The organism is Candidatus Tisiphia endosymbiont of Nemotelus nigrinus, from assembly GCF_964026475.1.
Taxonomy (GTDB): Bacteria; Pseudomonadota; Alphaproteobacteria; order Rickettsiales; family Rickettsiaceae; genus Tisiphia.
This window is the reverse complement of sequence record NZ_OZ032151.1, coordinates 616363-628581: the sequence shown is the minus strand read 5'-3', so window position 1 is coordinate 628581 and position 12219 is coordinate 616363. Positions and strand designations below refer to the sequence as shown.

The window sequence follows — 12219 nt, the reverse complement described above, 5'->3', positions numbered from 1 at the left end:
AAAAAAATCTTATAATTTGCAGCAAAAAAGACTTTATTCACCAACTAAATAAGCTTTGTTAACAGTGTCTAACCTTGTAGATTTAAAGTTATGAATGTTAAACTATTGATTATGCGTAATTTAAGGTTGTAACATACTGTAGTTTTTAACTTTCAACAGTTGTGCGACTTATGCCTCCTCGCAATGACGAAGAAGTTATATAGATCCTAATCTAGTTAGCTCTAAAATAAAAATATGCTATAATTTAGATTTTTTTCATTTATTATGACCAAATTCAGCTATAATCGTAATTTATTCAAAAACTAAGATAATATGACAACGCAAGCAAATACCAAGTTCCCTATAGAAATTGACAAGAAACGAGATAATTTACTAACTAATTTTGGTAAAGCCGTCCTAAAGGATCGGTACTTACTAGCTGGAGAGGATTTTCAAGATTTATTCGCTAGAGTAGCTAGCTACTATGCTGATAATGCAAAACATGCTCAGCAATTATATGATTATATAAGTAAGCTGTGGTTTATGCCAGCCACTCCAGTTCTTAGTAATGGTGGAACTGATAGAGGGATGCCTATTTCCTGTTTTTTGAATGAAACAGATGATAGTTTAAAAAGTATTGTAGATCTGTGGACTGAAAATGTTTGGTTAGCTTCACGCGGTGGTGGTATAGGAAGCTATTGGGGCAATGTTCGTTCGATTAATGAGGCAATTAAAGGTAAAGGCACTTCTTCTGGTATTATTCCATTTATTAAAGTTGTGGACTCTATGACCCTAGCTATTTCCCAAGGGTCAATTAGACGTGGTAGTGCTGCTATATATTTACCAATTGATCATCCTGAAATTGAGGAATTCATTGATTTAAGACGTCATACTGGTGGTGATACTAATCGTAAAGCTTTGAACATTCATCATGGTATAGCTGTAACAGATGCATTTATGCAAGCAGTGGAAAATGATGAGGATTTCCCTTTAATCAGCCCTGATACTAAAAAAGTTGTACGGACAGTTAGGGCAAGAGATATATGGGTAAAATTACTGACTACTAGAATAGAAACCGGAGAACCTTATATAATATTTATTGATACTATCAATAAATATATTCCGCAGCATCATAAAAAACTTGGATTACAGGTAAAAACTTCAAATCTTTGCAGTGAGATTACTTTGCCAACTGGCATTGATCATTTGGGTAAGGCAAGAACTGCTGTTTGCTGCTTATCTTCAGTAAATTTGGAATATTTTGATGATTGGCAAAATGACTCTGAGTTTATTCCTACCGTAATGCGTTTTTTAGATAATGTACTTGAAGATTTTATTACTAAAGCTCCAAGTACCATGGAACGGGCGAGATATTCAGCTATGCGTGAACGTAGTGTAGGTTTAGGGGTTATGGGTTTTCACTCATTTTTACAATTAAAGGATGTGCCAATAGAGTCAGTGATGGCAAAGGTTTGGAATAACCAAATATTTGAATATATTAATAAAGAAGTTGATAGAGCTTCAGTAATTTTATCGGATGAACGTGGTGCTTGTCCTGATGCAGATGAAGTAGGTAGTAAAGAGCGTTTTAGTAATAAAACAGCTATTGCTCCCACAGCATCAATCTCAATTATTGCTGGTAATAGTTCACCTGGAATTGAACCATTTGCGGCTAATAGTTTTGTCCAAAAGACTCTGACCGGATCTTTTAATGTGCGTAACAAATATCTAGAAAAATTGTTAAGTGCCAAAGGTTTTAATAATGAGCAGGTTTGGTCGTCAATTGCCACTCATGAAGGTTCAGTTCAACATCTAACTTTTTTATCCAGTCATGAAAAAGAGATTTTTAAAACTGCCCATGAGATTGATCAAAACTGGCTTATTGATCTAGCAGCAGATAGGACACTACATATTTCACAATCGCAATCTCTAAATCTTTTCTTAGCAGGCAATGTAAGTAAGATGTATTTAAATAATATCCACTTTAGAGCCTGGAAAAAAGGGGTAAAGAGTTTATATTATTGTAGATCAACCTCAATTCAAAGACCAGATAAAGTATCACACGATGTTAAGAAAGCGGATTTTAAAGATATCGAAATAGCTAATAAGAAAAAACAAGAAGAAGAGTCTTCTAATTATGATGAGTGTTTAGCTTGCCAATAGACTTAATAGCTAACCTGAGTTCTTGCAATGATGTGTATAATTAACTTACTTTACGTATGGTATTTAAAAGTCACAGGGAAAACAGCACAACTGTTGAAAATTATAAGAGGAAGCTGGTTTAGAAGTTATTAGGACAACTTAAAAATTGCGAGAAAATAACCAATGTCGTTGCGAGGAGGCATAAGCCGACGAAGCAATCCATTTTCAGCTGTTTTTATGGATTGCTTCGCGGCCTACGGCCTTCCTCGCAATGACACTGGGCTGTTTCCCCTATGGTTTTTAAACGTCCTGCGTAAGGTGAGGTAAGTAATTAAGATAACAATATCTAGGTGATAATAAGTCAAATAAACTTAAAAAAGGAAATATAATATGTCTTTACTTGATGCCAGTCCAATTTACAAACCATTCTCTTATCCATGGGCTTATGAAGCGTGGCATATTCAACAACGAATTCATTGGTTACCAGAAGAAGTACCGCTAGCTGATGATCTAAAAGATTGGAAATATAATTTAAGTCCTGGGGAAAAACATTTATTAACTCAAATATTTCGTTTCTTTACTCAAGCTGATATTGAAGTAAATAATTGTTATATGAAACATTACTCCAGGGTATTTAAGCCAACGGAAGTACTAATGATGTTATCAGCATTTTCTAATATGGAAACAATTCATATTGCCGCTTATTCTCATTTGCTTGATACTGTAGGTATGCCTGAAACTGAATATTCAGCATTTCTTAAATATAGAGAAATGAAAGATAAATATGACTATATGCAGCGTTTTGGTGTGGGAACTAAAGAAGATATTGCTACTACTTTAGCGGTATTTGGGGCATTTACTGAAGGATTACAGCTATTTGCTTCATTTGCCATTTTGCTTAATTTCCCTCGTTTTAATAAAATGAAAGGTATGGGACAAATCATTAGTTGGTCAGTAAGGGATGAGACGTTACATACTGATTCAATCATTATGTTATTTAAAACTTTTATTAGAGAAAACCCTGAAGTATGGACTGAGGAGGTTCGTGGCCGTCTTTATGAGGCGTGTGCTACTATTGTCCATTTTGAGGATGCCTTTATTGAGTTGGCATTTGAAGTTGGTGGTATTGAGGGGTTAACCGCTAGAGAAGTAAAACAATATATTCGTTACATTGCTGATCGCAGATTAATGCAGCTCGGACTTAAAGAAATTTATTTAATTGATAATAATCCGTTACCTTGGCTTGATGAAATCTTAAACGGTACTGAGCATACTAATTTCTTTGAAGCAAGGGTAACCGAATATACCAAAGCCGCAACTACTGGATCATGGGAAGAGGTGTTTGCTAAGATGGATAAAACACAGAAAAGTCAGCAAGAGATAATAGGTTAAATTTATACTATTTTGTTATTAGTGGAGAAGATAAATAGAGTATAATATGTAATTGACTAGGTTAATGTTTATCCATGAGAGCTGGTGTCATTGCGAGAAGCCACCTTAGTGGCGACGAAGCAATCAATAATGAGATATGGATTGCTTCGTCGGCTACGCCTTCTCGCGCAATGACAAGTTATAAACTCAGGCGTCATTGCGAGACCACGTGAGTGGTCGTGGCAATCCACGAAAACAATTATATTTGGATTGCTTCGTCGCCTTCGGCTTCTCGCAGTGACATATGGACTCATAACTCGTCATTGCGAGACCACGTGAATGGTCGTGGCAATCCACGAAAACAATTAGATTTGGATTGCTTCGTTGCCTTCGGCTTCTCGCAATGACATATGGACTCATAACTCGTCATTGCGAGACCACGTGAGTGGTCGTGGCAATCCAAGAAAATGATTATATTTGGGTTGCTTCGTCGGCTACGCCTTCTCGCAATGACGGGATAATGCTAGTCAGGTTAGCTATAGAATATAATTGGAGAATAAAAATAATATGAGTATTGAAATTATAGTTCCATCCCTTGGAGAATCAGTATCAGAGGCTACTATTGCCAAATGGCATAAAAAACAAGGAGATGTGGTGAAAGTGGATGAGCTACTTTTAGAACTTGAAACAGAGAAAGTTACGCTGGAAGTGAATGCAGTTGCATCTGGGGTAATAAGTGGAATATTTAAGAATGAGGGGGATACGGTATCTGTCGGTGAGAGTGTTGGACAAATTACCGAAGGGGCAGTTTCTGCTGTAGCTTTACCTAGTACGCCAGATAAAAATACATTAACCAAAGAGGTGCAACAACAACCTGTAAATATAAACAGCATTGCTCCACCACCTTCTGTGCGTAGATTAGTAAGTGAAAATAAACTGCCATTAGATGACATAAAAGGTACTGGTAGAGATGGTAGGGTAACTAAGGGAGATGTATTAGAGTTTATAAATAGTTCCTCGATAAATGAGACAAAACCACCTGTTGTAACCAATATTGCGTTGGCAAATGAAGGGGCGGTTGAGCGTGTTAAAATGTCACGACTTCGTAAAACTATCGCAGATCGTTTGAAACAATCGCAAAATACCGCAGCTATTCTAACGACTTTTAATGAAATTGATATGTTGAAAGTTATTAACTTGCGTATGCAGTATCGGGAAGAGTTTGAGAAGAAGCATGGTGTTAAGCTGGGATTCATGTCATTTTTTGTAAAAGCTACTATTGAAGCTTTGAAAGCAGTAGCCTCGGTAAATGCCGAGATAGAAGGGGATGAGATTCTGTATAAGAATTATTATGATATTGGGGTTGCAGTCGGGACAGAGCAGGGGTTAGTAGTGCCAATAGTTAGGCAGGCTGACAAATTGAGTTTTGCTGGTATTGAGAAAGAAATTGCTGGTTTAGGTAAAAAGGCTAGAGAAGGAAAGTTGTCGATGTCTGATTTATCAGGTGGAACATTTACTATTTCCAATGGTGGTGTTTATGGGTCACTATTATCAACTCCTATTATTAACCCGCCTCAATCAGGTATTTTAGGTCTTCATAAGACCGAAGAAAGACCTGTAGTGGTTAATGGCAAGATAGAAATACGTCCGATGATGTATATAGCTTTATCCTATGATCATCGTATTATTGATGGTAAGGAAGCAGTTACTTTTCTTGTAAAAATCAAGGAATTGATTGAGAATCCAGAGCGTTTGTTATTAAGTCTATAAGTTATAGTATTATGGGTAAGCACAAAAGTAATTAGGAGCAGAAGTTATGGTAAAGGAAAAACCTATTTTCGATGATCTCGCTGTTAAAATTGAAAAGTTTCGTCCTACTAATGAGGATATAAAGGATTATATTGCAGCTCAGCATACAGTTTTGGCAGATGATCCTAAGGGAAATCTAAGTCTTAACCAATATTTAAAAGACAAATATTTTGCTGATAGTAAGGTAGTAGTAGTGGCGGATTTATCTAATAGGACTTTTAGTAGAGCTGATAATATAACATATCTAAGAGGTGGAGATTTTACTGGTTGTATATTTAAAAATACTAGTTTCAAAGGATGTAATTTAGCTGATGCGGTATTTTGTGATGTTGATTTTGATAATGCTCATTTCGAAGATACTATCCTAAAAAATGTAGATTTTAGAGGAGCTGACCTTGCTAATTGTCGGTTCTCTGATGATTATAAAGGATACTCTCAAATAGGTAAAGAACGTGATATTGAGGGGATAAAATTCAGCACTACCTCTTCCTTAGGTAGAAAATACGCTGATATAAAAAGTGATTTAGTTCGCCAAAAAGAGCAGAAATCTCTTATAGCTAGTAAAACAAAAGAGTTAAATGATGCATATGCAAAATTGAGCTATATAGAACAAGCATGGGAAATTGGAGGACGTACAACTGGCAATCAGCAATATGATCGGTTAAAGGAAGAGCTAAAGCTAATGGTTGAGCAAAAAATATTTCCTAGGAAAGATAATGCAATGCATGAAACTTTTCAAAATATTTTTGGCAGTGAGAGCTGTACTTTTGATCCAGCTTATGTGCGAGGATCAACTAAAGAACAGCGAGATCAAGAAACTCAATATGTACGTTTAGTTCGGAAAGATATAGAGGAATATTTAGAAGCGAGAAAAGATAATAAAGATTTAACTTTAAATGATTTTGCTAAAAGCAAGTTAGATCAATCGCAGATAAAAGAAGGGGCAAGAATTATTGCCGATTGCTCGAGTAGAGTTGATATTTCTACTAATAATGAATGGTATAATAGAGTGGATTTATCGGGCTTAGATTTCTCAGGAGCGGATTTGCGAGGGGTGGTATTTTCTGGATCCGTTTTATCCGGATGCAGATTTAATGGTACTGATGTTAGTGAAGCAAGTTTTGAAGGGGCAGAGCTTATAGCAGCTAATTTTATAGGAGTTAAAGCAGATAATGCCAATTTCTTTAATAGTAATTTAAGTAAATCAACTGTTACTGATAAGAGTCAGTTTGTTCATGCTTTTATGTCTCGTTCTAATGGTCAGGAGGTTTTGATAAGTGACTGCAATTTTGATTATGCGAATATAAAAGATGGTAATTGGGATCGTGCAAAATTTACTGATTCAACATTTAATCAGGCAAATTTAGAGGGTATTTCCTTAATCTCAGCTGATTTACGAAAAGTACAAATGCAGCATGCAATATTAGATAAAGCTATTTTAACGGAATGTAAAGTTATAGATAGTAATCTATCAAATGCCCTGATGCAAGGAGCTAAAGCACATAAAGCACAATTCAAAAATGCCGTGCTAGAGAATATAGAAGCAAAAGGTATAGATTTATCAGAAGCCGAATTAGATAGTTTGACTAAGCTGGATGGAGCGAATTTAGAAGCAGCTATTTTAACAAGGATTAATGCTGAAGGGGTGAGTTTTGTTCGTGCCAATCTAAATATGGTGGAAGCTTCGAGAGCAAATTTTAGAAATGCCATTTTAGAAAATGTCGACATAAAATTTGCTGACTTAACAGAAGCTATTTTAGAAGGGGCTAAAGCCCACGGAATTAATGCAAGTTATAGTATACTAAAAAAAGTTCACGCACAGAAAGCTGATCTCTCTGATGGTATAATGAGGCGGGTTGAAGCTCAGCAAGCCGATTTTACTGAGGTAAATTTCACCAATAGTGATCTTACAAGATCAAAATTGCAGCAAGCAATATTGGAAAAAGTACAAGCAGAAAAGGTTAGGTTAGAAGGGGTTAGTTTACGGGCAGCGAAATTAGCTGAGGCTAATATGTCTAAAGCCACAATTGATAACGATACTGATATTGTGGGTAGCGATCTGATCGGTTTGAAAGGCAAATTCATTCAGAATGGTCAAGAGATTATTCCACAGGAGTTCCAAGAAAGGCAAATACAAGAAGAGCCAAAGCAACTAGAAGGGCTGGCAATATTAGAGAATTTTCCAAATGCTGCTATAGATGCGGGAAAAAAGGTCGGGGAATTTCTTCTTGATGCTGCGACGGTATTATCTTCGGCTACTAGGAGTTTGCCGGATATAAATGATCTTTACACTACTTTTCTTAAGTTTCAAAAAGTGAATGCAAAATTATTAAGCGATAAGTTATTAGTTGAAGAAAGGGAGAATTTACAAAAAGAAAAAGTAGAGCATGTATCTAATTTGATCAAGGGAGCTAGTGTAGTGCTGCCTAAATATATATCTGCTTTGAATGAAGCCCCACAATCTGACATCATGAAGAATAAGATAGCCCAATATGCTGTACTGCCAGCTTTAAATGCTGTGTTAAATCCTACACCATTAATTTCATCTACGGAACTTAGGAAAGTTAATCCTAATATATTCGATGGAGTAGATAAAAATTTTATTAGAGGAATAGTACCGTTAGCATTAAATTTAGCAAATGGTGTATTAGCAGGAGAATCAAACAAAAAAATACAAAAAATTTATAAAAATCTAGTAATTTCTAATGAGAAATCAGGGCGTAAGATCATAAAAAACGCTTTGGAAATATTTGTTAGTCCGAAAGTAGCAGAAGTGGTTAAGAAAGATATAGTTGAGTTTTTACGCAATCCAGATAATCAAAAGGAAATTAGCAAGATTGCTGGGAATGTTCTAGATGATAGATTTACTAGATTTGTGTCAAAAGAGTTTTTTGATGATACTGTGCAATTTGCCATTAATGCAACTAGTACAATATTAGATCATACTCCTAAAGTGGTTGTAATCTATGAGTCTTATATGAAGTATCAGGATCTTGCTTTAGAGTTATTGACTGATAAAAATTTATCTTCTGATAGAAAAGAAGAAATAATAGAAACGCAAGGAGCCATGGTATCGTCTATTTTAGGTAATATTGATCAGGTAGTTCAAAGTTTATCTCCTGCCTTAAAACAGACTCTACCAAAATATTTTGCTGATAATAGAGAAAATATTCTAGGTTTTTTAGATAAACCAGAAGTTCAACAAAATATACGATCTTATGGTCTGAATCCTAAATTTGTACATGATGCAACAGCCGCAACTATTCCGTTTATTGTTGATGTCTTGCCGATAGTAACAGAGCTTACTGAAAGTTGTTTAAAAGATAAAGAGGGGTTAAGGTTAATCATTGAGCAAACTACAGATATTATGAACGTACCTAAATCTGAACAAGCAGAAAAAGTTAGTAAATTAGTGGATTCTCTTATTAAGTTTAATAAGGATAATCCTAATGTCAAAGACGTTTTACAGAAAGAAATACCTAATCTTTTAATAAAACATGCTAAAGATCTTGGTCCTGTGGTTGAGAAATTTTTAAATGAAACCGAGATGGGTAAAAAACTTAAACTAAAAGGTGAAGCAGTTGTTAAGGTGTTAGGGGATCATACTAAAGAATTAGGAGCAATAACCGCTTCATATAGTAAGGGGGAATATGGTGCAATGGTTCGTCCATTGATTGGCTTGTTATCTGATAGAAAAGTTCTAACTCTAGCTGTAGGAGCTACTGCTAATATTGTGAAGCATAATTTTCAAAAACATTTTGTCTCTAATGCAACACGTGGAAAAGTAATTGGTGAAGAAATGAGCCAAATTATTGGAGATATTCTGCCTAATCTTAAATCGGACGAAAAAAGAGATTTGTCTAATATTTTTCAGGAACTGGCTTATGAGTATAGTAAAGGGAATCATCCAGCTAAATACTCACCGATACTGGATTATTCCTTAAGTAATAAAGATTTAAGAGGATTGTCTTTCGAAACAGTTGACATGAAATTAGATAATTTTGAAGTTAAAGGATTTAATTTTAATAAGGTAACATTAGGCAAATGTTCAATTAAAGATGCGGTATTTAAAGAATGTTCTTTTAAGGGAGCTACTTTTAAAGAGCATATAAACTTTGAAGGAGCTACCATTGATGGTAGTACTCTAACTACACTTCTGCCAGCAATTAAAAAATATAACAAAAAACATCCAGAAAAAACAATGAATTTAGATAAGATAAAAGTTGTTGGTCATATAAAAGAGGAAGTTAAAGCAAATCCTTTGTTAAAAAATGCAGATCTGGCTAAAGCAACTGTAAAGAAAATAGAAGTTGCTTCGCCAGTATCCGCAGCACCTAAGCCGGGTCAAACAATGTTAGCAGAGCAAAATAAAAGGAAGCATAGTGGAAGCTTAGCAAAGTAAAGAAAAATATACTTACCCTACAATTGTTGTTTTTATACAATATTTTTTAATATATACACTATGGAGTTTCATAATCCAAAGCTTAATACATTCTTTGTCTGTTATCAAAGTCTACATATTCGTTAATCTCTTGTCTTTGCCTCCTTTACCATCGTTAAAATAATCCGATAAATTTTTCCTGTTTTAATATTCACCAAAAACGTTCAATAAAAATACTATCTGCTTTTAGTATTATTTCTATCTAGAATTGTGAAATAAAGGTTTAAAAAATCCAATAAAAATGAAATTATAATTTACAAGATCACTAACTACCTATAAGATTATTATAATTATATAATAGTTAAAGAATATTAAGTACTACTTGTATATAAATAAATAATATAATCAACATTTACTGATAGAAAACAGTATAAATGTAAATAAACTTATTTTAATTGTTGCCTTTCTAGGTTATATAATATATGACAGTAATCTTTGTATTTATTAATAATGTATTATATTTTACAAAAATTTAATAATTCTAAAGGAGTTAACTATGGCACGAAAAAATGACTTTATAGAAAAAGCTGACCAATTTATAGGTGAAAGAATTTATTCTCTAAGACTTGCTAAGGGGTTATCGCGTCAACAACTTGCAAAGGTGATAGTGGTAACACATCAACAATTACAAAAATATGAGAAGGGTATTAATAGAATATCAATGGGTAGGTTGATTCTTATTGCTAAGGCACTAGAAAAAAATATCGATTATTTTTATGAAGGTTTAGAAGATACGGAAAATGTTGAGCCTGTACATACTCAACATCAACGTATGTGTATAGAAGTGTCAAGGAATTTTATGAAAATTCGTAACCCTGCACACCAACAAGCTGTTAACGCATTGATACGATCATTGATTAAAGAAGATTAGGTAAAATAAATCATACTCAAATAAAATAGTCGGTTTGTTGAGTTTAGTAACCAATCTACTATAACTCACAACCTGTTCTACTTTTAAAAACTTGATTATCAACTCATGTATGGATATATTAGCCTTCCTGCATAAGTCAAAGAAATTCTTGGGATTTTTAGGAGAAATGAAGCCGGTTACTTATACGTATATAGGTCACAACTGTTGAAAGTTAAAAAAGGTATAAAAATATAACTAAAGATTGTGTATAAATTAAGTTCATATAAAAATAGGAACTTAACATGCAAATATCAGAAATTATGAATTTAATAGATGAAAATAAACAAAATGAAGTAGGTAAGTTATACAAAATAGATAAAGTAAATAATAAAATTACAGGTAAATTTATTATAAAAAGCTTTGTACATTGTATATTAAAGGGATATAAACTAAGTTTAAGAGCTTTAGAGCTTATACTAATAATAATAAAAATTTATCTTCATTACTTAAAACTAAAGCTAATAATTTTTGGATCACAGCTCTATTAAGTAGAAGATTAGCTTCAATAAATACTAGGTGTTTAGTCCCAGGGTGTGGTGGTTAGGGTTAATAATAAATTTATTTGGATCAGATGTCCATGTTTTTATGATAAATTCATAAGGAGTTAAACCTTTAAGAGCTTTAAGTCTTTTTGCGAAATTGTAGACATTGATAAAATCATATAAATGTTGTTTAAGTTGCTGATGATTGTCATAATAAAAACGTTTAACAGTTGCCTCTTTAATAGTACGATTCATACGTTCTACCTGTCCATTAGTCCATGGATGATTAACTTTTGTTAGCCTGTGTTCAATATTGTATTCATAGCAAATACGATCAAAAATATGCATCCAAGCATGCTTATCTACTGTTCTGTTAGTAAATTGAATACCATTATCTGTCAAAATAGTATGAATTTTATAAGGTATAGCTTTAATTAAATTACGAAGAAATTGTGCTGTTTCTGTCTTGGTACATCTTGGTAAAAGTTCTACATACACAAACTTTGAAGTGCGATCAATAGCAACAAATAGATAGAGTTTACCTTCTTCTGTTTTGACTTCAGCAATATCTATATGGAAATAACCAATTGGATAAAGTTTAAACTTCTTCTTGGTTTTGTTATTTCCTTTTACTTCCGGTAACCTACTAACATTATGGCGTTGAAGAAGTCTATGTAAAGAAGATCTAGTAAGCTTGGGAATACTAACTTGTAAAGCATATAAGCAATCATCTAAAGATAATAAAGTGTGTTTACGAAATGCTATACACATAGCTTCTTCTTCAGAAGTTAATACTGTAGAAGATGGTTCTTTGGGACCCATACAAGTATCTTGTAATGTAGTTCGTTTCTTCCACTTAGCAACTGTTTTAGGATTAATAGAATATTTTCTTGCTAAAGTCTTTAAGCTCTCTTGACTATTTTGGATTGCGAAACGTATTGCCTCTGTCGTTTTGGCACAGCCGTGTAATATTTGTCCCATAATTCCTCTCTTGATGGTAATTCTTTATAATATACAACATTACACCCTGGGACTAAACAACTAGGGTATGTCGTCATGAGATTTTAGCCCCCATTAGTAATCCC

Annotated in this window: 7 protein-coding genes; 6 read left to right on the top strand and 1 reads right to left on the bottom strand. The window is 33.8% G+C overall.

What is annotated here, in order from left to right; all coding sequences use genetic code 11:
* Nucleotides 1-312: 312 nt before the first annotated feature.
* The 6 genes from AAGD39_RS02915 to AAGD39_RS02890 all read left to right on the top strand — a co-directional run bounded on the left by AAGD39_RS02915 (nucleotide 313) and on the right by AAGD39_RS02890 (nucleotide 11140).
* Complete coding sequence (locus tag AAGD39_RS02915) at nucleotides 313-2142, top strand: ribonucleoside-diphosphate reductase subunit alpha (RefSeq protein ID WP_341757106.1); 1830 nt, start codon at nucleotides 313-315, stop codon at nucleotides 2140-2142.
* 369 nt (nucleotides 2143-2511) lie between these two features.
* Entirely contained in the window at nucleotides 2512-3513 is a 1002-nt protein-coding gene (locus tag AAGD39_RS02910) for a ribonucleotide-diphosphate reductase subunit beta (RefSeq protein ID WP_341757105.1), read from the top strand.
* Nucleotides 3514-4059: 546 nt separating this feature from the next.
* The gene (odhB, locus tag AAGD39_RS02905) at nucleotides 4060-5262 is read left to right on the top strand and encodes a 2-oxoglutarate dehydrogenase complex dihydrolipoyllysine-residue succinyltransferase (RefSeq protein ID WP_341757104.1); all 1203 of its coding nucleotides are present in this window, start codon (nucleotides 4060-4062) and stop codon (nucleotides 5260-5262) included.
* A 46-nt stretch (nucleotides 5263-5308) separates the two neighbouring features.
* A complete protein-coding gene (locus AAGD39_RS02900; RefSeq protein WP_341757103.1) occupies nucleotides 5309-9703 on the top strand; it encodes a pentapeptide repeat-containing protein in 4395 nt (1464 codons plus the stop codon).
* A 535-nt stretch (nucleotides 9704-10238) separates the two neighbouring features.
* Complete coding sequence (locus AAGD39_RS02895; protein ID WP_341757102.1) at nucleotides 10239-10613, top strand: helix-turn-helix domain-containing protein; 375 nt, start codon at nucleotides 10239-10241, stop codon at nucleotides 10611-10613.
* Nucleotides 10614-10894: 281 nt separating this feature from the next.
* Entirely contained in the window at nucleotides 10895-11140 is a 246-nt protein-coding gene (locus tag AAGD39_RS02890) for a hypothetical protein (RefSeq protein ID WP_341757101.1), read from the top strand.
* 24 nt (nucleotides 11141-11164) lie between these two features.
* Here the strand turns inward: AAGD39_RS02890 and AAGD39_RS02885 are convergent, their stop codons facing one another.
* The gene (locus AAGD39_RS02885) at nucleotides 11165-12115 is read right to left on the bottom strand and encodes an IS481 family transposase (RefSeq protein ID WP_341757100.1); all 951 of its coding nucleotides are present in this window, start codon (nucleotides 12113-12115) and stop codon (nucleotides 11165-11167) included.
* Nucleotides 12116-12219: the final 104 nt, after the last annotated feature.

Excerpts from the sequence above, each read along its gene's own strand:
- AAGD39_RS02885 (WP_341757100.1), bottom strand. The coding sequence starts at position 12,115 with ATGGGACAAATATTACACGGCTGTGCCAAAACGACAGAGGCAATACGT.
- AAGD39_RS02915 (WP_341757106.1), top strand. The coding sequence starts at position 313 with ATGACAACGCAAGCAAATACCAAGTTCCCTATAGAAATTGACAAGAAA.
- odhB (WP_341757104.1), top strand. The coding sequence starts at position 4,060 with ATGAGTATTGAAATTATAGTTCCATCCCTTGGAGAATCAGTATCAGAG.
- AAGD39_RS02890 (WP_341757101.1), top strand. The coding sequence starts at position 10,895 with ATGCAAATATCAGAAATTATGAATTTAATAGATGAAAATAAACAAAAT.
- AAGD39_RS02910 (WP_341757105.1), top strand. The coding sequence starts at position 2,512 with ATGTCTTTACTTGATGCCAGTCCAATTTACAAACCATTCTCTTATCCA.
- AAGD39_RS02895 (WP_341757102.1), top strand. The coding sequence starts at position 10,239 with ATGGCACGAAAAAATGACTTTATAGAAAAAGCTGACCAATTTATAGGT.
- AAGD39_RS02900 (WP_341757103.1), top strand. The coding sequence starts at position 5,309 with ATGGTAAAGGAAAAACCTATTTTCGATGATCTCGCTGTTAAAATTGAA.